Below are 21,539 nucleotides of genomic sequence, written 5' to 3'. Positions count from 1 at the left end.
TGCTAATCTTGAGCAAACGTTTTAAAGTACAGTGTATAGATGTCAATTCTAAAATCAGCAGTTGATACAGTTCATCAAAATATTCATCAGCGTCAGTCGATTGGTCATTTAATTGAACCTGCGCCGAATGCTGAGCAATTGGAAAATGCGTTTCAAGCCGCTTTAACGGCGCCAGATCATCATCGTCTTAAGCCTACGCGTTTCGTGATTATTCCTGAAACTGAACGTGAAGCATTTGGTGAGTTGCTTTCACATGCTTTAGCCGATACTGGACAAACAGAAGAAGCGCAGTTGGAACGTGTGAAACACCATCCATTTCGTGCGCCACTATTGGTTTTGGCTTTAACTCAATTACAAGATCATCCCAAAGTTCCGCATTTCGAACAAATCTTAAGTTCAGGCGCAGCAGTACAAAACTTTTTGCTCTCTTTACAAGCACAGGGCTTTTCAACCATGTGGCGTAGTGGGGCGGTGGTTGAATCTAAATTGTTTAAACAAGCCTTAGGCTTAACGGAAAACGATTTGATTTCAGGCATTATTTATATCGGTACAGCAGTGAAAGCAATTCCACCTCGTGCTGAAATACAGTCTGCTGACTTTGTAAGCCATTGGCATAAAGCAAACCAATAAAAGTGAAAAATAGATCGATTGATGAAGTTCGATCAGTAAAGAAATTAGGATAAAAGAACAATGTCAGAACTTGATTTTGCAAGTCTTGTTAGCCCTGTGTCAGTTGACCAAAAAACTGCACTACGTGTTACGGTGTTGGGTGGTGGGAGTTTTGGTACTGCGATGGCCAATACCGCAGTACGTAATGGCTGTGACACCATGATATGGATTCGTGATGAGGCGGTAGCTGCGGACATTAATGCAACACATATTAATAAACGTTACTTGCCAGATTTTCAATTAGAAGCAAGTTTGCTTGCTGTTTCAGATTTAGAAAAAGCAGTATGTAATCGTGACATTATTTTGGTGGCCATTCCGAGCCATTCTTTCCGTAGTGTTTTACAGCAGATCAAGCCTTTTATCACGTCACAAGCAGTGGTGTCTTTAACCAAAGGTATTGAAGCCAATACCTTTAGCTTTATGAGCGATATTATTCGTGAAGAACTTCCTGAAGTCCCTTATGGTGTGCTTTCAGGGCCAAACTTGGCGAAGGAAATTGTTGCAGGACAACCAGCAGGAACAGTGATCGCAAGCCAATCTGAGCTGGTTCGTTATGCAGTTCAACAAGCGTTACACAGTGCGTTGTTCCGTGTATTTGCCAGTGATGATGTGCATGGCGTGGAATTGGGCGGTGCTCTGAAAAATATCTATGCAGTCGCGATGGGTCTAGCTGCGGCTTATGGTGTCGGTGAAAATACCAAGAGTATGATTTTGACACGTGCTTTGGCAGAAATGAGCCGCTTTGCAGTGAAATTAGGCGCAAACCCATTAACCTTCCTAGGTTTATCTGGTGTCGGTGACTTATTTGCAACTTGTAGTAGTCCACTCAGCCGCAATTACCAAGTCGGCTTTGCACTCGGTAGTGGTAAAAGCTTAGAACAAGCCACCAAAGAACTCGGACAAACTGCGGAAGGGATTAATACGATTGTGCAAGTACGCGCACGTTCTGAAGAGCTCGGTGTGTATATGCCAATTACCAGTGCATTGTACGAAGTGATTTTTGAAGGTGCGCCGGCCCTGAACATTGCATTGTCATTGATGAAAAATGGACATCGCAGTGACGTTGAATTTGTCTTGCCACATCAGCAAGTTTAAGTTTGCTGATTAATATGCAATACACATAGCTTTGTCATACTGGCTGTATATAATGTGCGGAATAGAATAAGGAAATTTTATGCAACTGACATTGGTTAGGCATGGCGAAGCTGCTCCGCCAGTAATGGGGAATGATGAAAAGCGTCCTTTAACAGCGCGCGGACAAACTCAAGCAGCAGAAACAGCAGCGTATTTGAAAGATTTAATTCAACCGGACGTATTTGTAGTGAGTCCGCTACTGCGTGCGCAGCAAACACTTTCATTTTTGCAAACACATTTTCCACATGTGCCTGTGGTCATTTGTAATGCCATCAAACCAGAAGATGATGCCAAAGTTGCAGTGGAGTGGTTGTCACATTTACCGTATGAGTCTATTGTGGTGGTGTGTCATATGAACGTTGTGGCACATATGGCCAGTGTTTTGGTCTCAGAATATTTTAATCCCTATGCTTTGGCAGAAGCGCGTATTTATGAACAAGCGGTCATTGCTCCAGGATTGTCGACACAAATAAAAACGTTTATACCATCAACATAAAAACCAATTAAAACGGCAGAAAAATTAATGTTGTATTTATGGATGCCCGAAGCCAATGGGGTTTGGCAATGGTCAGAAGGGGATTTCTGGAAGCAGTCATCGACACTTGAACAGTTAATTCAGGAAATTCAGCCGTATGCGGGAAAGGAAGCGGTTGTTTTCTTTCCAAGTCGTGATGTACAAATCATTCAGCAAAATTTTCCAAAAAACCAATATAAAAAACTTGGCCCAGACGGCGTAAAATATTTACTTGAGGAATATGTCATTTTGCCTTTGGATGCAATGAAAGTATTGCATCATTTTCAAAGTCCAGATGAATTAACGGTCATGGGGATTGCGCATAGTACAGTCGAAACGATGCAGCATGCTTTGACACTAATCCCTGTGAAAGTCATTTCGTTATTACCTGACTTTTTGGTCTTGCCAAGTCCAGAAGCAGGGCAACATGTTTTGGCAAATGTCAGTGGTCATTTATTGGTCCGAAATAGTGAATATGTCGGTCAGTCTGTTGATGATTTGGCATTGTACTTAGATTATCAAATTGGTCAGCCGAACTATAAGATTTCAAATCTAAGTTCAGATCAGACGCATAGTCTTGAAGCCGCTGTAACGCATGATCACATTGAATCTTTTCATTATGAATTACCCAATATAAAAAAACCGAAACAACATCCACTCAATGTTTTGCCGAAAGCCAAAGCCAATACGGGTGTGAGTGGCTATTGGAAAGCATGTGCAGCTGTTTTGGTTGCGGCTCTAATTACTCAGTTTAGTTATGATGCAGTTCGCTGGTATCAATACAAAAAAGTGGCCAATATCACTGCGGCACAAGCGATTGATCAGTTTAAATATTGGTTTGGTCAAAGCTATCCTGTCACTGAACAAACGCTGAAAAGCCAGTTCGAATCACAATTGCGTCAGAGTCAAACGGGCAATGCACAGGCTTTGTCTTTACTGAGCCGTGTTGGTCCTGTTCTAATGCAAAACCAAATTTCTGCAAATCGTGTGAGTTATGAAGCCTCGATGTTGAATATGGAGCTAAAAGCCAATTCGGCAGAAGTACTACAAACCCTAACCAATCAATTAAAACAACAAGGTTTTAAAGTTGAATTAGGGAATATTCAACCAAGTGCCAATGGCGCGATTGGATTGGTGAAAATACAATAATGACAAAAATGGAAAACCTACAGCAACGTATAGATGGGCAAATTGAGCGCATCACTGATTATTTAGACCAACTGTCAACACGTGAACGAGTCATGGTGATCTTTACCACGATTTTTGTTGTAGTGGCAGCGATTGGTTCGGCACTGTTTTATATGAACAAAGCTGCAAATTTTCAACAAAAGCGCGTGAATGAACTCAAAGATACTGTTGTTTGGATGCAAAGTAATGCCGTCACGATGAAACCAGCAGGTGATACACAACTGAGCGCGTTGGAAAAAGTTCAGCGTGTATCGCAACAACAGGGTTTATCCGTGGCATCTCAACAAGTCGGTGAGCAAATACAGATTGCAGTGATGCATGAAAATTATGCAATTCTGGCCAATTTTTTGACGCAATTGGTTCAAATGGGCTTAAGTATTGAAAAGATGGAATTAAGTTCTGAAGCGGGACAGGTCAAATTAACAGCGAGTGTACAATAATCGGTAAAAATAAAGATCTGCTAAGCATGGTGTTTTATTTGTGCTGTGCCTATAATATGCCGACTTAAAAAGCAGTAGACTTTTATAGATATGTTGTATTCTCTAGCCCGCCCTTTGTTGTTTACTTTAGCACCAGAGCGTGCACATGAGCTGACATTATCGCTGTTGAAATCTTCTCACAAGATGGGAATGATGCGTCAAAACGTGGCGTCTAAACCAGTGACATGTATGGGAATCGAATTTCCGAATCCAGTTGGTTTAGCAGCCGGTCTTGATAAAAACGGTGCTTATATCGATGCGCTGGCGAGCCAGGGCTTCGGCTTTATTGAAATTGGTACAATTACACCACTTCCACAATCAGGTAACCCTGAACCGCGTTTATTTCGTTTACCGAAAGCAAAAGCCATTATTAACCGTATGGGCTTTAATAATGATGGCGTGGATCAGCTGATCGAAAATGTCAAAGCTGCAAAATTTAAGGGTGTACTTGGGATCAATATCGGTAAAAATGCAGTCACACCTGTTGAAAAAGCAGTTGACGATTATCTGATTTGTCTAGAAAAAGTTTATAACTACGCTTCTTATATTACGGTTAATATTTCATCTCCTAACACAAAAAATCTTCGCAGCTTACAAAGCGGTGATGCTTTGACTGAACTGTTAGAGACACTCAAGAAACGTCAACTCGAGTTGGCGGATGAAAATCAACATTATGTACCCTTAGTACTTAAAGTTGCACCAGATCTAGAACCAGAAGACATTAATTTTATTGCCCAACAATTGTTAAAATTTAAAATTGATGGTCTGATTGTTACCAATACGACTTTGTCACGTGAAGGTGTTGAAGGCCTTCCATATGGTGATGAAGCAGGTGGTCTATCCGGTGCGCCAGTCTTTGAAAAAAGTACGGCATGTTTGGCGGCTTTTGCTAAAGTATTAAACGGTCAAATTCCATTGATCGGTGTAGGTGGTATTTTGTCGGGCGCGGATGCTGTTGCGAAACAAAAAGCAGGAGCTAGCCTTGTACAAGTGTATAGTGGCCTCATATATACAGGTCCGACACTTGTAAAAGACTGCGTAGACGCATTGTAAATATCATGAATACCATTGATATCTTTATACTGATTATTTTGCTCATTGGAGGGCTTAACGGTTTGCGTCAAGGATTTGTAAAAGCCTTTGCGAACTTCATTGGATGGATTCTTGCACTTGTCATTGCGGCAAAGTATGCAACCGTCCTTGCACCTTCGATGACATCTTTAAGTACAGATCCAGTGGTACAGAAGATTGCCGCGTTCGCATTTATTGTATTGTTGATTGTAGTCATGACTTGGGTCGCGACATGGTTATTGAACAGTATTTTGAAAACATTAAAGCTCGGTCCTCTAAATCGACTGGCAGGTGGTGTTTTTGGAAGCTTAAAAGGATTGTTGGTGGTGCTGATCACTATGCAGGGGCTAGGTCCTTGGGTAGAAAGTTCACCACATTGGAAACAATCTAAAATGGTTCAGTCATTATTGCCATATGCGCCTTGGGCAACCGAATTGTCCAAAGATGCTGCAAATCAAGCACTTCATCATATTCAGTCTGAAGATGCTCAGAAATCTTCAGACCTCCCATCTGAGTCGCAGAACAAGCACGGACGTTCTGGATCGGGTGAGTCAACAAATAATCCTTTTTATTAACCCTAGCTTGTCTGCGAGGTTGCTATGTGTGGAGTAGTTGGTATAGCTGGTAAATCACCTGTTAACCAAATGTTGTTTGATGCGTTAACGATGTTACAACATCGTGGACAGGATGCAGCCGGGATCGTAACTTGTCAGGATGGTCGTTTATTCCTGCGTAAAGATACGGGTATGGTACGTGATGTGTTCCACACACGTCATATGCGTGCATTACAGGGTAATTATGGTATTGGCCATGTTCGTTACCCAACTGCTGGTTCTTCAAGCAGTGCTGAAGCTCAGCCATTCTATGTAAACTCACCTTATGGCATCACGCTTGCACATAATGGTAACTTAACCAATGCTGCTGAAATTCATGATGACTTGTTCACGACTGACTTACGTCACATGAACACCGATTCAGACTCAGAAGTATTGTTAAACGTATTTGCTCACGAATTGCAAAAACGCGCAAAACTTACACCAAGCGCTGAAGATGTATTCCACGTGGTTTCACGTGTGCATGAACGTTGCAAAGGTGGTTATGCGGTTGTTGCTATGATCACCGGTCAGGGCCTTGTGGGTTTTCGTGATCCAAATGGTATTCGTCCATTGATTTACGGTTCTCGTGAAACTGAAAATGGTATGGAATATATCATTGCGTCTGAATCTGTCGCAATTACCGCGCTCGGCTTTAAGGTTGAGCGCGATATTGCACCGGGTGAAGCAATTTATATTACTGCTGATGGCGTGATGTCGACCAAGCAGTGTGCAGTAGCCCCTGAATATCGTCCTTGTATCTTTGAATACGTATATTTTGCGCGTCCAGATGCAACCATTGACGGTATTTCAGTTTACAAAGCACGTTTGAAAATGGGCGAAAAACTTGCTCAGAAAATTCTACGTGAATGGGGCGATGAGCACGATATCGATGTCGTGATCCCAATTCCTGATACTTCACGTACTTCAGCGCTAGAGCTTGCAAATACTTTAGGTGTGAAATTCCGTGAAGGCTTCATGAAGAACCGTTATATCGGTCGTACCTTCATTATGCCGGGTCAGCAACTTCGTAAGAAATCTGTGCGTCAAAAGCTTAACCCTGTAGAGCTAGAGTTCCAAGGCAAAAACGTACTTTTGGTCGATGACTCGATTGTACGTGGTACGACTTGTAATGAAATCATTCAAATGGCGCGTGATGCAGGTGCGAAAAAAGTATTCTTTGCATCTGCTGCACCGATGGTGAAATATCCAAACGTGTATGGTATCGATATGCCTGCCAAATCTGAACTGATTGCGTCTGAACGTAGCGTTGAAGAAATTCGTGAAATTATTGGTGCTGATCGCCTAATTTTCCAAGACTTGGAAGATCTAAAATCTGCTGTTCGCACCAAGAAAGTCCCTGAGTTACAGGACTTTGATTGCTCGGTATTTGATGGTAAATATGTGGCAGGCGGTATTGATGCTGAATATTTGGCAGCTTTAGAGCGTAAGCGTAATGACTCTGCAAAAAATGAAAAGCCAGCCTATATTGATGTTAACATTGATGCGGCTTCTGTGGATTTAACAGGTGTTCGCGAAGAATAATCTGCTGAAAACACACTGAAAAAGCGGGAATTTCCCGCTTTTTTCATTTATGATGAGCAAACAAAAGACAATGTAGCTTAAGGGTATTACATTGAGACGTGTGGGTTATGATTTTATAAAAAACAAAAATATGTTTTGGCCTGTCACCATGTGTATGGCGGCAGTGTTTTTGACCGTCGCAATTATTAATGTAATTGTCGGTTTAATTGTGGATTATTATGATTCCACTCAGTCTATCTATTGGCATGTCCTTAGCCCATTTTTAGTGGCAGCTGTGCTGCTGAATATGTTGGTTTCAGTTCTCTATGATTTTTACACCTTTCGCTTAGGTGGTTATTCACTTGCCAAACAGTTAGGTGCGCGTCGTCTCAGTCTGATAGAAAGTATTCCTGAAGAAAGTGTTGCACTGCGTATGACAGAGCAATTGGCAGATACCTTTCTAATCGATACTCCTGCACTTTATGTCTTACCCGATGAAGTGGGTGTAAATGCACTCACCGCAGGTTTTAGCCCTCGAGATACATCGATCATTTTAACCTGGGGTGCATTACAAACCTTAGATGAGATGGAAATGTATGGTTTGCTGAGCCATGAATTTAATAAAATCTTGTCAGGGGAAGCTGCGGAAAATACCCGTTTGAAAATCTTTTATAGCGGTTTGACGACCTTTAGTCAGTGGGGTAGTAAAATTGCAAAACGTGGTTTCTATAAAAATGGACAAGCACGGGACAATAAGTTTGAAACCCTCTTTGTAGCGATTGGCGCGGTCATTTGGTTGATCGGAAGCTTGGGTGTTTTGATTTCCCGCTTTATTAAATATATCTCTTTGGGTTCTCGAACCTATCGCAATGATCAGAAAACCAAACGTCTGATTCAAAATGATGCCAATATTCAAACCTTATTAAGGATTTATGTGCATCATTCAGGTTCGCAAATTCATAGTGAATATGCGGAATCGATTTCTCATATGTGTTTTGCAAACTCACTCAGTCCGCAAAACTGGATGAATATTCATCCGAGTATTGAACAGCGCATTTTTGAATTAAATCCAGCGCTCATTCATGACCTGCAACTTGAAAATTTAAAAAAACTGCGAAACCAACCGCTATTTTATTTATTCCGTTCACTGGAAGAAGCTAATCCAGATGTTGCAACACCATGGAATTCGCCACAACCATTGCCTTTACTGCGCTTATCACCGATTAGTTTTGCGATAAGAGATGCAATTAAACCGTTGAACCCCGAGATTCGTGAAAATTGGCAGAGACCTGAATTAATCCAACGTGCCTTACAAACAGCAACGGGTTCGCGTGAGGTCATGGTTGCGATTTTAATGATTCGTCAGTATCGAGAGTTTATTCCGACTGAAGCTGAGGTGAGTCGTGCGATTGTAGATGCCTTATTGAATCTTGATGGTCGTGTACATATCTCAATTTTTCATGAAGCATGTAAAAATATTGGTGCCATGCCTGCGACAATTTCACGGCAGTTCTTAACCAAGCTGGCCAAGATTATTCAAGAAGATGGTGAAATTGGTCTACTCGATGCCTTGCTACTTGAAACAGTGAAATATGAGTTAAATCTTTTGCCTGCACATACACCTACATCATTAGAAGATGTAAAACCGAGTATTGTGCGTTTGATTGATGCCTTGTTGCATGTGCAACAAATTAACAGTGATAACCAGCTCGAAGTACGTGAAAAAATCCTCAATCGAATCTTAACGAAAGAAGAACTAGAGTTTTATCGTGATATTTCTGATGAGCCAATTGATTTGGCTGAAATCCTGAATGATATTTCAGGATTGTTGCTGCGTGAGCGTTTAAGCATCCTTGGGGTTGCAGAAGTATGTCTATGGAATGATCGAATTATCACGCAAGATGAGTTGGATGTTTTGCAGTTGCTATATTGGCGTATTGGATTTGAATCGGCTGAAATGGTTGAATTAATGCAAAAGAAAAATAGTTTAATGATCGTATAATTGTTTATAGCTGCTTGATTTATGAATAGATTGTGGGGAGAATCAAAAGTAGCTTGAGCGATTCTACTAAATCATTAAAGAAATAGAGTGGTCTAATTGCTTTATAAAAGTTCAACAAAAAAGTGTGAATCCCGTTAGAATATCAAGCCTTGAATAGGTGAAAATGAAAGCATGATTGGGCATCAGCGAAGCATAATGGCGGCAATGGGAATTGATGTATGGATTCCTCAGGCGGCACCGTGTCAGCAATTTAGCTCAAATATTTGGCGAGATCAGGCGGCTCCTGAAATAGTCTCTGAAATCCTACTCAAAAATGCGCCTCAGCCAACGCCTGTTCCATCACAGACTGAGCTTAAAAAGAACGTTGATGTTGTTATAAATCAACCTGTAGAAGCACCTAAAGATGAACCTAAGGGTGTTGAGCCTGTTGAAGTTCGTCCGATTGTTCAAATCCCTTCGTTTAACTTAGAAGCCATCTGTTTAATGCACTGTGTCATTGTCATTAATGCCACAGAATTAACTGCAGAGCAGCAAGTTTTGTGGAGCAATATTCAGCGCGCAGTCAGTGCAGATTTCTTTGCTTTACAGTGGCCGTTTGGTTGGGTGAATTTGCAAGATGGTCGTGGTGCAGCATCTTATGTGCAGGGCTTTATCGATGCGATGAGCTTGGATAAAAATGTCATTTGCTTAGGCGATATTCCGCATTTAGAGCATGCGAAGGTGTATCCACTGGCATCTTTACAGCAAATGATTGAACAGCCTTTATTGAAAAAACGCCTATGGCAATTTATGCAAAACAAGGCAGGACAAAATACTTAAATTACGTAAATGGAAAATTTATGCAAAAAAAAGTAGTGGTTTTTAGTCAAATAGATCAAGAAATAATCCAACGTTTAGAACAGCAATTTAAAGTTTTCCAAATTAGTCCTAAATTGGGCGATGTGAATCAGCAAATTCTTGAGCATTCAAAAGATGCTGACGCCATGATTGGTGCGGGACGTTTGTTGAATGCCTCAAATTTAGCGCATGCATCACAATTAAAAGTCATCTCAAGTGTAAGTGTCGGTTATGACAACTATGATTTAGCATTTTTAAATCAAAAAAATATCTGGTTGAGCCATACTCCGCATGTATTGACGGAAACTACAGCAGATTTAGCATTTACCTTATTGATGAGTGCAGCACGTAAAGTGCCTGTATTGGATCAATGGACCAAACAAGGGCAGTGGAAGCGTACAGTGGGCCCTGAGCAATTTGGCATGGATGTCTTTGCTAAAACTATTGGTATTATTGGCTTAGGACATATTGGCGCAGCCATTGGGCGTCGTGCTCGCTATGGCTTTAATATGAATGTACTCTATCATAATCGCCGAGAAAAAATTGAATTGGCTGAATCGTTATCAGCGCAATATTGCGATTTGGATGATTTGTTGCAACGTGCTGACTTTGTGGTCGTTGCAGTGGATTTAAATGCAGAATCGAAAGCTTTAATTGGTGAACGTGAGTTGGCCTTGATGCAATCGCATGCGGTATTGGTGAATATTTCACGCGGTTCAGTAATTGATGAAGCCGCTTTAATCGATGCATTAAGTCATGGTCAAATTTTTGCAGCAGGCTTAGATGTGTATGAGCAAGAGCCACTTCAAGAATCGCCATTATTTACATTAGCCAATGTCGTGACATTACCCCATGTGGGTTCAGCTACAGCGGCAACTCGTAAACGTATGGCGGAATTGGCTTATCAAAATCTAGTGGATGTTTTGGTACATGAGCGCGCGCCACGCTATGTGGTCAATCCAAAATTTGAATAAACAATCACAACAGTTTTCTCCATAATTCACCAAAATTCAATGCTATATTCGATGAAGTACGAATATGAAATTTAGAGAATAGACCTTGAAAAAGATTTTACTGGCATGTGGTCTCGGGCTTTGTTCGACATTGGCGCAGACGCAGTCCGTAGATTTTAGTTCATCCCCACAATTTTCTGTGCCTGAAATAGGTAGTGGCGTCGGCTTGTTGGATCAACAAAAAGAGCGTGCCATTGGCGAGAAGGTGTATCGTGAGGTGCATCGTCAACTTCCTGTGACTGAAAATCCGTGGATGGAAGATCGTCTTTTATCTGTCTTTACGCATATTTTGAGCCAAACCCAACTCAACCAACCGGTCGGATTGTTATTAATTAATGATCCACAAATTAATGCTTTTGCTGTACCAGGTGGCTTGTTTGCATTAAATGCAGGATTAATTAATTCAGCACGTAACATGGATGAAGTGGCAGGGGTGATGGCGCATGAAATTGCACATGTATCACAACGTCATTACAGTCGTTCGCAAGAAGCCTTTAAAGGGCAAGGTTTATTGTCACTAGCTGGTATTTTGGTCGGAGCCTTGGTGGCATCGCAGGCAGATGGTGATGTCGGTGCGGCTGTAATGATGGGCTCACAAGCTGCTTTGATGGATAAACAGCTAACCTATAGCCGAAACCAAGAACGTGAAGCAGACCGTATTGGGATGCAGTATATGTACCGTGCTGGATACAATCCGCAGAGCATGGCTGATTTCTTTGAAGTGATGCATCGCTCTACGAGTCGAGTGAGCTTTCTGCCTGATTTTTGGTTGACGCATCCATTAACCACGGAGCGTATGAGCGAAGCGCGCTTACGTGCCAATCAGTTGCCTAAAGTTAAAACCAGTTTGGTTGATCAAGATTTTGAAATTCTGCGTTGGTATAGTCGAGTACTATCAGGTCAGGCGACTGAATTGCAATTAAATGCAATGGTGGCACAAAAGAACTATGCAGCTGAGTTGGCTTTGGTGAGCTTGCATATTAAACAAGGTGACTTTAGTGCTGCTCAAAAGTTATTAAATGAAGCAGCAAAACAAAATGCTTCGCATGCACTTTTTACTATTTTGCAGACCGATGTGCTGTTGGGTCAAAACAAAGCGGCTGAAGCCGTGAACGCTGTGAAAAGTTCGGCAATCATCATGCCTGAAAATCGTGCATTAAATTATAAATATGCAGAGGCTTTGATTCGAAACAAAGAATATGCGCAAGCACAACTGATTCTACAGCGATTTTTACAAGCAAATCCACGCGACTTGAGTGGTTGGCGACTGATGTTGCAAATGGCTGATGCAGACAAAGATGCAAGCTTCCGTTCGGTCAATGTGCTGCGATATCGAGCTGAAGTGGAGTATTGGGGTGGGGATGAAGAGCGCGCGATTAAATCTTTGCTACAGGCGCAGCGCATCGCCAAAGACTCGAAAAGTCTTGCTGCGAAAATCAAGCAACGTGTAGATGAAATGCAAAATGAACGGAAATTAAAAATATAAAGATTTCAAATGTGATGCACTTATCTATGTCGATTATAAAGTGTAAATTGTAGTTTTAGTGGCTTGGATTAATCAGTGTAAACTAGCTGGATGTAAAATGTTTTATGATTAAGAACTTACAAATGAAAAATATGATTTTGGCGGCCTGTCTGTTGGGCTTAGCAACGAATATTGCAGCTGCTAGCGCAGAGCAATATGTGATTGCTGTGAATGATATTAACGAAAAATATAAAACCGATGTACGCCAATTTTTTAGTCAGTTAGACCCACAGCAACAGGGATTTAAAGCAGACCAGCAAGTGAAATACTGCGGTATTGTTCAGACTTATGTAAATGATCTATATCGTGCTGCAGACGAAAATCGTGCATTTTTAGATCGTGAGTACCGTAATATGAATAAGCAGGATGTGATTCAGCAGGTGATCGCATCAAAAGAGATGCAATTATTAAAAAAATATAATGTGCAATGTGCCCTAAATTAAAAATAAATTTATAAGCATTTTAAATCATCACGAGAAACTGAATAAAAATGAAACTCGATGATTTTGGTATGAGTCATGGCAGAATCACGCTTCAGTTGATTCAGCGCCACGATGCAAAAGCACTTTATGAGGCTATTTGTCAAAGTATAGAAACCTTACGAATGTTTCCTGCAAGTTTGGCTTGGTCCTTACAAGAACCTAATTTAGATGCTTCATTGGCATTTTGTGATTCGAGAGTGTTGGCAGCGTTAAATCAGGAAAATTTTGTTTATGTGATTCGTGAGCAACAGTCGCATAACTTTTTAGGTGTCATGGATATTCATCAAATCAATTGGATGGAAAACCAAGCTGCCGTTGGATTTTGGGGAAATGTTGAATTTAAAGGGCAGGGCTTGATGACAGAAGCTTTGCAGTTATTTGTGGATCAATTATTGAATGATCTAGGATTTCAACAATTAAACGCTTTTGTAGATGTAGAAAACAAGCAAGCACGACGTCTATGTGAACGAGCAAATTTTAAATTGATTGAAATCGAACAAGCTGCAATTCAAAATCCAGTAGATGGAAGTTGGCGAGATATTTGTAAGTATGAAATCGTTAGATAAGAAAGAAAATTATAAATGATGAATAAATTTGAATTTGGATAATTTGGCTATTTAAGTCATCAGCGTACTTAAATAGACCAAATCAAACAATATAGATGAAAGATTAAGAGAGTTTCGCTTTAATTTTAGCTGAAACTTGTGCAGGATCGGCACGTCCGGCTATGAGCGGACGTAGAGAGTTCATCACCTTACCCATATCTTTCATGCTAGTAGCTTCTTGCGCAGTAATTGTTTGCGCAATGATGGAATCAAGTTCTTCCTCAGTCATAGCTTCTGGTAGAAATTGAGATAACACCTCAATCTCGGCTTGTTCCTTACTAGCTAAATCATCTCGATTTGCACCTAAAAAGGCTTTAACCGATTCTTTGCGTTGTTTGATTTGCTTTTCAATGACCGCAAGAACTTGCTTATCGTCAAGCTCTATGCGCTCATCGACTTCGATTTGCTTGATTGCTGCCTGTAGACTACGTATTACCGTTAACTTGTCCATTTCTTTAGCACGCATAGCGGCTTTTAAAACTTCAGTTATTTGGTTTTTTAAAGTAGTCATTTATCTTGTCCAGGTTAGTCAATCAATCACAAATTAATCTTAGTAAAGGCGAGTAGTACGTACTGATTCGCGAGCCAATTTCTTTTGGTAGCGTTTAACAGCAGCAGCTTTTTTACGTTTACGTTCTTGAGTTGGTTTTTCGTAGAATTCACGTTTACGAACGTCAGCAAGAACACCCGCTTTTTCGCATGAACGTTTGAAACGACGGATAGCTACGTCTACTGGTTCGCCTTCTTTCAATTTAACTTGTGGCATGAAGAATCCTCATTAAGTTATGGATAAGATCTCGGGTCGAATTACCCTTGATCACAAGTGAAGGTCAGTATTTTACTCATTTACATCTCATATCACAAGTCTATAATAGGTTTCGCAATATTTTGAAATGGGCAAAAGGCAGTTTAATGATCGTTTTAGGCTTGGAAACTTCGTGTGATGAAACAGGACTCGCACTCTACGATAGTGAGCAAGGATTACGCGGACAAGTATTGTATAGCCAAATCAAACTGCATGCAGAATATGGTGGTGTGGTACCTGAATTAGCTTCACGTGACCATGTGCGTAAGTTAATTCCGTTATTAAAACAACTGCTTGAAGAAAGTCAGATAGATAAATCTGAAATTGATGCAATTGCATATACTCGTGGACCGGGCTTGATGGGTGCCTTAATGACTGGTGCATTGTTTGGTCGCACGTTGGCGTTTGCACTGAATAAACCTGCAATTGGTGTGCACCATATGGAAGGTCATATGTTGGCGCCTTTGTTGTCTAAAACTCCACCAGAATTTCCATTTGTGGCACTTTTAGTCTCTGGCGGACATACTCAATTGATGGCTGCTTATGGAATCGGTCAATATGAATTATTGGGTGAGTCGATTGATGATGCAGCAGGTGAGGCATTCGATAAAGTCGCTAAAATGATGGGGCTACCATACCCAGGTGGTCCAAATATTTCGAAATTGGCGATGAATGGCGACATCAATGCCTTTGAATTTCCACGTCCAATGCTACACCAAGGTTTAGATTTTTCATTTAGTGGGCTAAAAACTGCCGTTTCAGTTCAATTGAAAAAAGTTGAAGGCGAAGGTCGTGAGGCGGATATCGCTGCATCTTTCCAAGAAGCGTTAGTTGATACTTTGGTGAAAAAATCAGTGAAGGCCTTAAAACAAACTGGTTTAAAACGTTTAGTCATTGCTGGTGGTGTAAGTGCGAACAAACGTTTACGTGAGCGCTTAGAAGCTGACTTGGCAAAAATCCGTGCAAATGTGTTTTATGCAGAACCTGCGCTTTGTACAGATAATGGTGCAATGATTGCGTTTGCTGGTTATCAGCGTCTTAAAGCCGGTCAGCATGATGGTTTGTCTGTTACGACGACACCGCGTTGGCCGATGACGGAATTAAGTAATCCAAACGAAGCGTGAAAATCGTTTAAAAAGGAGGCTAAATTAGCCTCTTTTTTTTGGGGAAATGAAAAAAAATTATAGTGAATGTTATGTTCATCTATCTGAGTCTTTTGTTATGCTAAGTTTTCAACTTAACTAAAAAAATTAAAGATGAATAAATTATTAGCACTAGGATTTATGGTTATTTCTTTGTCTGCTTGTAGTACGAAACAAGAAACAGCAACTGAGCTAAAGAGTACTTTTAAGAACTCTTTTGAATGTCAGACATTGTTAAAGGAAATTGTAAATCAGCATTTTAATTTACGTGGTATTCCAACAAGTGCATTGAAATTTACTGTATCAGCAAAATCTGAAAATGAAGAACAAATTCAAATAGATGCCTTGAAAAATGACGTATCAGAAGCAACCTCAATAGGGAAATTCAAAGTCTTAAAAAATGAAAAGCAAATTTTTGATTCAACTTTTGAAGATACAAATATGATTAAAGTTAATTTAAAGGAAAATATAAGTGTAATTGATATATGTTTTTCACAAGCATAGCGCAATTATAAACTCAAAATATTAGGCATCAGAACCTTATATGTGAATCGCTCAACTCAATTTAGCGAAATAATGAATGTTCAGAATTGTGGTCACGCGATTTATTCACTAAAAAAGTTAAAATATAGTTCGATAAACTTAAAAGCAGCCAATGATGACATAGCTGCTTTTAGCTGAAATTGTCTGACTGGCTTTGCAGAACTTATATTTTCAGATCATAAAAATATTGTAGACGTTATTTTGCCAAGGCCTTTAGATTTTCAGAGCCAATCCAATGCTTTGAAAACTGATAAGCAGCACGGCCTGAACGTTGCCCACGACCTTGACACCAACGCAGTGCTTCAGCACGCGCTTCATCTGTCCAAGGCATTGCAGCTTTTGCCAAATAGTGTTCCACAATTTCGAGATATAAATTTTGATCCATTGGGTAAAACGACAGCCACATCCCAAAGCGGTCAGAAAGAGATATTTTTTCTTCGATCGCTTCTTGTGGATGGAGCTCAGTATATTGAGGCACATCTACCTTGGTTACAGGTGTGTTTTCATGCATGAATTCTGGCAATAAATGACGACGGTTACTGGTAGCATAAATAATAAAATTACTTGAACCTGATTGTAATGAACCATCCAAAACACTTTTTAAACTGCGATAGTTTTCATCTTCAGCATTGAATGCCAAATCATCACAATATACGATAAATTTTTCAGGGCGATTTTTAATTAAATTTTGGATTTCTGGTAAATCAGATAGATCATCACGCTCAATTTCAATTAAACGTAAACCTTGGTCTGCATAATGGGTGAGCAGAGCACGGACGATGGATGATTTACCTGTACCACGAGAGCCAGTGAGTAAAACATCATTGGCAGGTAAGCCTTTTAAAAACTGTAAAGTGTTTTGAATCACTTTTTCTTTTTGACGTTCAATTCCTTTTAAATCTTCTAAATACATGACTTTGGGCTGTTGAATGGCTTTAAGCTGTTTATCTTGCCATTTAAACGCGATACTCGAAAAATCGGGTGCTTGTTTAAGCTCAGGCAAACTGTGCTGTAGTTGTAAGAGTACAGTAGATAGCGATTGAAGGATGTTGTCAGGTAAATCAATTGTAGCCATGATAAGTCAGCTTGTCGTGTCTTGTTGTTGGTTAGTATATGACAGCAGTGTACATCAATAATGCAGTTATAATTGCTGAAATATGTCAAAGTTTAATGATTGTTCTGGCAGATCTGCGCTATTCGAACAACCAAAAAGTTGTTATAAATCTAGCCGAGTGAACAGTTTAAAGTGTGCTGAGGGATAGTCATGTTGTTTACAGGGTTTTCAAAAAGTATTAATCCACATCAGGCATATCGGATAAAAAAATTAAAGCGTCAGCTCGACCGTGCTGAATGTTATGAAGAATGGAAAGATATCGCACTTAAAATAGATGAAGAATCGGGTGCGCAAGAATGGAAATTCGATAATAGTTCACCGTATTTTGATGCAGAAATTATTACTCATCGTTTAGGGTTACTGAGACGATATCGTGCTCAGAAACGTACTCGAGATTTGATGTACATTTTAAGTGAAGGTTTAACTTATGATGTGGGCAATATTGCTCATCCTTTACTGTTTACAGAAGCCTACGTCGGCACCAAAAAAATTATTGAAGACTATGTTGATGAAGTGAGTAAAAGTTTGGCATTTATCGCATCTGAAGAGTGCGTTTGTCTTGATGCTGCACAAAAAATTGAATTTTTTGAACAAAGCCAAAAAGCCTATGGTCAACCTGTTTTGATGTTTTCAGGCGGTTCAACTTTAGGTTTGTTTCATACCGGTGTGTGTAAAGCACTGATGGAACAAGACCTCATGCCCAAAGTCCTGTCAGGTTCCAGTGCTGGCGCCATTATGACCGGGATGTTGGGTGTATCTAAACCGTCAGAATTTACCAATTTATTAAATGGACAAAACTTCTTTAGTGAGGCATTTCACTTTCGTAAATTGACTGAGTTAGTGCAGGGTAATGGCGGTTTGGCAGATGTAAAATATCTGAAAAAGTTTTTGGTTGAAAACTTAGGTGACTTAACTTTTGCCGAAGCATATAAGCAATCAGGTCTACATATCAATGTGGCAGTTGCGCCTTATGATGCATCACAAGATGCAAGAATTATGAATGCGTATACCTCCCCCGATTTGTTGGTATGGAGTGCGGTGTTGGCATCTTGTGCAGTGCCTATTCTATTTCCACCGGTACGACTGACCAGTAAGCGTTATGACGGGCAATTTACGCCATATATGTCGGCTACACGTTGGGTGGATGGTAGTGTGCGCAGTGATTTCCCACAGGAGAAAATGGCACGTCTATATAATATTAATTATAGTATCGCCAGTCAGGTCAATCCGCATATTGTGCCATTTATGCAGGATGATGCTTCACGTTTTCGTAAAAGCATGTTGAGTTGGCCTGAGCGGATCGTTCGTCGTCAAGGTAAGGTGATTAGTAAAGGGGTGATGGATTTTGCCCGTGAGCGTGCAGGAAGTATCCCACCTGTAAGACGTTTGCTTGATCATGGTTATGGCGTGGTGGATCAGCGTTACTATGGTGATGTCAATATTGTGGGGAAATATGGCTTAAGACACTATAGTTATATGCTGCAAAATCCTCGACCCTACCTGTTTAAAGTATTGCAACGTGAAGGTGAAAGAGCCACTTGGCCGAAGATTTCATTAATCGAAACGCAAGCTCGCATCGGTAAGACCATTCAGCATTGTTTGGAATTATTAAATTATCAAAATGAACCCAGTCAACGACATGCAGAGTTTATTGCGGTTTAAGTCCACAGATTTAACGCAAATCATTTATGAGCCAAAAACCAAATCTAAAAGTTTGGTCTTTGGCCGTCGTCTATATCAATTTCAATTTTACCAACAACGTTATTGGCTCAAGGCACAAGTCAGTGACAGCAGCCCTGAACATGCAGCCAGTTTTGGTCGTGAAATTGAGCTGTACCAACTATTTAGTCAAGCGTCTACACAAAACAGCATCACGCTACCTTTTCAAGTGATAAAACAGTCGCATCTCAGTATTCAGCAAGAGTCTATTGACCAACTATTAATATTGCCGAATGCTGAGCCTTGGTTCGTACAGCCTGCATCGAGTTTGAGCATCGAACAGGTGAGGCAAGTGCTATGGCAAGCACTCGATGTGGTTGAACGATTAAGCTTGCACGGTTGGATACATGCAGATTTAAAACAAGAGCATTTTGTGGATTGGCAAGGGCAGTGCAGACTCATCGATTTTGAGCAAGCGCTACCTTTAGAATTTGATCAGTTAGATGCCTTAACTGCGACACCACGTTATATGGCTCCCGAACTTTTCCATGGACAAGCGAAATCTTTGCACAGTGATATCTATGCTTTGGGGATTATTTTCTTGGAATGGCTGACATCACAGCGTTTAGAGGCGAAAAACTATGAAGATTGGGCCTATTTACATTGCCAACGCTTAAAGCTTGATCTGCCAATGCAATATCAAGGGTTTACTCAGCTATTGCAACACATGTTGATGAAGCAAAAAAATGACAGATTGGTGGATTTTTATCGCTTAAAAAGCGACTTAGTTGCTGAATTTGCTTAAGAAAAATACAAAAAAAGCACTATTGTTTTTTATTTAAACAAACAAGATGCTTTTTTATAAAAAAGGCTTGTCATGTAGGGGTGATCTCTATAATATACACAGCCATCGGGGACGTGGCGAAATTGGTAGACGCACTGGATTTAGGTTCCAGCGCCGCGAGGTGTGAGAGTTCGAGTCTCTCCGTCCCCACCACTGAATTACTAAACATGAGTTTAGTAGTGAAGGTCACAGAGGATTGGTGTAATGGTAGCATGACGGTCTCCAAAACCGTTCGTCAAGGTTCGAATCCTTGATCCTCTGCCAAGTTTTAAAAAGTCTGACATTGTCAGCAATCCTGTTGGGGACGTGGCGAAATTGGTAGACGCACTGGATTTAGGTTCCAGCGCCGCAAGGTGTGAGAGTTCGAGTCTCTCCGTCCCCACCACTTAATTTATTAAGTTGCCAAATAAACAGGTTTTTAAAACAAATTAAAGTCTGACATTGTCAGCACCCGAGTTGGGGACGTGGCGAAATTGGTAGACGCACTGGATTTAGGTTCCAGCGCCGCGAGGTGTGAGAGTTCGAGTCTCTCCGTCCCCACCATTAGATTAAGCAAGGTTTTATACCTTGCTTTTTTGTTTTTGAAATTCGAAAAAATCAGTGTCTTAAACATGGTCTTTTTTGAAGACTAATTCTAATAATAAAATCTAATGAAAGATGATGAACCAAGAGATACAGCAAGATGTCTAATCTTGTTTTTTTATTGTCTGAAATTTCTCTCGTTAAAATGAATCAGTAAAACAAAGGTGAAAAAAAGCCCGAATATACGGGCAAATTTTGAAATGTGGATTCGAATCAATCGAATTAAATCATTTATTTCTAATCGTTCGAATAAATTATAAAGAAGATTACGCCTTTAAATGATCTTCAAACTCTTCACCCAGCTGCATGGCCAAAGCATTACCAGACAAATCTACAGTCACTAGACCGTATTCTTTTTTAAAACTGAATGTAAATCCACGATTATCTGCCAGTGTGCGAACAGAATATCCTAACTTTTCTAACCAAAGACGGAAGGCAACTAAATTTTTTGCTTTAACCACTTTTTTCACGAGCGAACTCCTTATCAATCATTAAAATATTAAATAGGGGTGTCAAAATATTTTTTAAAGGGGAAATGGAAAACTTTTATTTAAAATATGAAATTTTGATGGATAAATAAACAGATTATCGGCTTGTAAACTGTATAAATTCATTTAACTCGCTGTTTTATAACAAGCTAAACTTAATGTAAGTAAATATAACGTATTTTAAAAATTTAGGTTTTAACTGCTGGCTTAAAATCTATCCTATGCCTATAGAGAAGCTGTGTGCAAAATAAGCGATGACTTAACTAAGAAAGTATAGTGGATTAGGTGTGCAGTATTGATTGCAAATAAAGACTTGTTCACAGCCAAATTAACTGGATAGGTGAGCATGCAAAGTTATTTCACATCAAGATTTGTCGAAATGCTTTTATACTATGTCCCATCGATATAAATAGATTGAACGCATGCAGAACATTGAGCACGATGTCAAAGCAAAAATTGAACAGATGCAACAAGCGGGACAGACGCCTGTTGCGGTGATGCTTGGACATGAAGATTGGTTGGTCTTTTCGGAGCAATCGAAAGTGATATATACACCATTTGGTAGTGCACGACGTTATCAGCCGGCATTAGGTGGTTTATTGATGGTACGTATCGATGAAATGCAAGCGGTTCGAGTTGTGACTCAAGCTGAATTGGATGAATTTGCTGCCACCAATCAAATTTTATAAATATAGAATGATAAATCGTCCCGAAATATTCATCACA

The 21,539-nt window shown here is 40.1% G+C and carries 23 protein-coding genes and 4 tRNA genes; 23 read left to right on the top strand and 4 right to left on the bottom strand.

Features of this window, described 5'->3' with window-relative positions; all coding sequences use genetic code 11:
• The first annotated feature begins 39 nt into the window (after positions 1-39).
• The 14 genes from AC4CU0_RS09210 (at position 40) to AC4CU0_RS09145 (ending at position 13,597) form a co-directional block, all read left to right on the top strand.
• Positions 40-630: a nitroreductase family protein gene (locus tag AC4CU0_RS09210; RefSeq protein WP_171525909.1), complete on the top strand. Its 591-nt coding sequence runs from the start codon at positions 40-42 to the stop codon at positions 628-630.
• A gap of 60 nt (positions 631-690) precedes the next feature.
• A complete protein-coding gene (locus tag AC4CU0_RS09205) occupies positions 691-1,764 on the top strand; it encodes an NAD(P)H-dependent glycerol-3-phosphate dehydrogenase (RefSeq protein WP_180023883.1) in 1,074 nt (357 codons plus the stop codon).
• Between the two features lie 79 nt (positions 1,765-1,843).
• Positions 1,844-2,299, top strand: coding sequence for a SixA phosphatase family protein (locus tag AC4CU0_RS09200; protein WP_490742994.1), 456 nt, complete (start codon positions 1,844-1,846; stop codon positions 2,297-2,299).
• Between the two features lie 27 nt (positions 2,300-2,326).
• A complete protein-coding gene (gene gspL / locus AC4CU0_RS09195) occupies positions 2,327-3,466 on the top strand; it encodes a type II secretion system protein GspL (protein ID WP_490742993.1) in 1,140 nt (379 codons plus the stop codon).
• Positions 3,466-3,945: a type II secretion system protein M gene (locus tag AC4CU0_RS09190; protein WP_078188869.1), complete on the top strand. Its 480-nt coding sequence runs from the start codon at positions 3,466-3,468 to the stop codon at positions 3,943-3,945. Before gspL ends, AC4CU0_RS09190 begins: the two co-directional genes overlap by 1 nt.
• Before the next feature lie 90 nt (positions 3,946-4,035).
• On the top strand, positions 4,036-5,037 hold the full coding sequence (locus AC4CU0_RS09185) for a quinone-dependent dihydroorotate dehydrogenase (RefSeq protein ID WP_180003012.1): 1,002 nt from the start codon (positions 4,036-4,038) through the stop codon (positions 5,035-5,037).
• A 5-nt stretch (positions 5,038-5,042) separates the two neighbouring features.
• Positions 5,043-5,630, top strand: coding sequence for a CvpA family protein (locus tag AC4CU0_RS09180; protein ID WP_078188866.1), 588 nt, complete (start codon positions 5,043-5,045; stop codon positions 5,628-5,630).
• A 24-nt stretch (positions 5,631-5,654) separates the two neighbouring features.
• Entirely contained in the window at positions 5,655-7,193 is a 1,539-nt protein-coding gene (gene purF / locus AC4CU0_RS09175) for an amidophosphoribosyltransferase (protein ID WP_078188865.1), read from the top strand.
• A gap of 91 nt (positions 7,194-7,284) precedes the next feature.
• Complete coding sequence (locus tag AC4CU0_RS09170) at positions 7,285-9,174, top strand: M48 family metalloprotease (protein WP_490742992.1); 1,890 nt, start codon at positions 7,285-7,287, stop codon at positions 9,172-9,174.
• A gap of 171 nt (positions 9,175-9,345) precedes the next feature.
• The gene (locus AC4CU0_RS09165) at positions 9,346-9,993 is read left to right on the top strand and encodes a hypothetical protein (RefSeq protein WP_180177948.1); all 648 of its coding nucleotides are present in this window, start codon (positions 9,346-9,348) and stop codon (positions 9,991-9,993) included.
• 20 nt (positions 9,994-10,013) lie between these two features.
• Positions 10,014-10,985, top strand: coding sequence for a 2-hydroxyacid dehydrogenase (locus tag AC4CU0_RS09160; RefSeq protein WP_180094218.1), 972 nt, complete (start codon positions 10,014-10,016; stop codon positions 10,983-10,985).
• Positions 10,986-11,070: 85 nt separating this feature from the next.
• Positions 11,071-12,510 (top strand): M48 family metalloprotease, encoded by a 1,440-nt coding sequence (locus AC4CU0_RS09155; protein WP_490742991.1) that lies wholly within the window; start codon positions 11,071-11,073, stop codon positions 12,508-12,510.
• Positions 12,511-12,632: 122 nt separating this feature from the next.
• Entirely contained in the window at positions 12,633-12,992 is a 360-nt protein-coding gene (locus tag AC4CU0_RS09150; protein ID WP_111885700.1) for a hypothetical protein, read from the top strand.
• Positions 12,993-13,039: 47 nt separating this feature from the next.
• Positions 13,040-13,597: a GNAT family N-acetyltransferase gene (locus AC4CU0_RS09145; RefSeq protein ID WP_180041330.1), complete on the top strand. Its 558-nt coding sequence runs from the start codon at positions 13,040-13,042 to the stop codon at positions 13,595-13,597.
• Between the two features lie 103 nt (positions 13,598-13,700).
• On the opposite strand, the gene AC4CU0_RS09140 is transcribed toward AC4CU0_RS09145, so the two are convergent.
• Both AC4CU0_RS09140 and rpsU read right to left on the bottom strand, forming a co-directional pair.
• Positions 13,701-14,147, bottom strand: coding sequence for a GatB/YqeY domain-containing protein (locus AC4CU0_RS09140; RefSeq protein WP_078193617.1), 447 nt, complete (start codon positions 14,145-14,147; stop codon positions 13,701-13,703).
• Positions 14,148-14,186: 39 nt separating this feature from the next.
• Entirely contained in the window at positions 14,187-14,402 is a 216-nt protein-coding gene (rpsU, locus tag AC4CU0_RS09135) for a 30S ribosomal protein S21 (RefSeq protein WP_001136722.1), read from the bottom strand.
• A 146-nt stretch (positions 14,403-14,548) separates the two neighbouring features.
• Between rpsU and tsaD the strand changes: the two genes are divergently transcribed.
• On the top strand, positions 14,549-15,565 hold the full coding sequence (tsaD, locus tag AC4CU0_RS09130; protein WP_490743490.1) for a tRNA (adenosine(37)-N6)-threonylcarbamoyltransferase complex transferase subunit TsaD: 1,017 nt from the start codon (positions 14,549-14,551) through the stop codon (positions 15,563-15,565).
• A 132-nt stretch (positions 15,566-15,697) separates the two neighbouring features.
• Positions 15,698-16,087 (top strand): hypothetical protein, encoded by a 390-nt coding sequence (locus AC4CU0_RS09125; protein WP_180110621.1) that lies wholly within the window; start codon positions 15,698-15,700, stop codon positions 16,085-16,087.
• A gap of 235 nt (positions 16,088-16,322) precedes the next feature.
• On the opposite strand, the gene AC4CU0_RS09120 is transcribed toward AC4CU0_RS09125, so the two are convergent.
• Positions 16,323-17,201 (bottom strand): ATP-binding protein, encoded by an 879-nt coding sequence (locus AC4CU0_RS09120; protein WP_490742990.1) that lies wholly within the window; start codon positions 17,199-17,201, stop codon positions 16,323-16,325.
• A gap of 189 nt (positions 17,202-17,390) precedes the next feature.
• Between AC4CU0_RS09120 and AC4CU0_RS09115 the strand changes: the two genes are divergently transcribed.
• From AC4CU0_RS09115 to AC4CU0_RS09090, 6 genes are all read left to right on the top strand, one after another.
• A complete protein-coding gene (locus AC4CU0_RS09115) occupies positions 17,391-18,902 on the top strand; it encodes a DUF3336 domain-containing protein (protein WP_180002994.1) in 1,512 nt (503 codons plus the stop codon).
• On the top strand, positions 18,880-19,704 hold the full coding sequence (locus AC4CU0_RS09110; protein WP_490742989.1) for a protein kinase domain-containing protein: 825 nt from the start codon (positions 18,880-18,882) through the stop codon (positions 19,702-19,704). The genes AC4CU0_RS09115 and AC4CU0_RS09110 overlap by 23 nt, the downstream gene beginning before the upstream one ends.
• Positions 19,705-19,811: 107 nt before the next feature.
• Positions 19,812-19,896: transfer RNA gene (locus tag AC4CU0_RS09105), tRNA-Leu, on the top strand.
• A gap of 37 nt (positions 19,897-19,933) precedes the next feature.
• Positions 19,934-20,007, top strand: a tRNA-Trp gene (locus AC4CU0_RS09100).
• A gap of 36 nt (positions 20,008-20,043) precedes the next feature.
• A tRNA-Leu gene (locus AC4CU0_RS09095) sits at positions 20,044-20,128 on the top strand.
• A 73-nt stretch (positions 20,129-20,201) separates the two neighbouring features.
• Positions 20,202-20,286, top strand: a tRNA-Leu gene (locus tag AC4CU0_RS09090).
• Between the two features lie 305 nt (positions 20,287-20,591).
• On the opposite strand, the gene AC4CU0_RS09085 is transcribed toward AC4CU0_RS09090, so the two are convergent.
• The gene (locus AC4CU0_RS09085) at positions 20,592-20,795 is read right to left on the bottom strand and encodes a hypothetical protein (protein ID WP_078188846.1); all 204 of its coding nucleotides are present in this window, start codon (positions 20,793-20,795) and stop codon (positions 20,592-20,594) included.
• A 440-nt stretch (positions 20,796-21,235) separates the two neighbouring features.
• Here AC4CU0_RS09085 and AC4CU0_RS09080 point away from each other — a divergent pair, with 440 nt between their 5' ends.
• Positions 21,236-21,502 carry a hypothetical protein gene (locus AC4CU0_RS09080; RefSeq protein ID WP_490742988.1) on the top strand — a complete coding sequence of 89 codons (267 nt, stop codon included), beginning with the start codon at positions 21,236-21,238 and terminating at the stop codon, positions 21,500-21,502.
• Positions 21,503-21,539: the final 37 nt, after the last annotated feature.

It is taken from the genome of Acinetobacter sp. LipI_15 (assembly GCF_058242865.1).
This window is presented reverse-complemented; position numbering and strand designations above follow the sequence as displayed.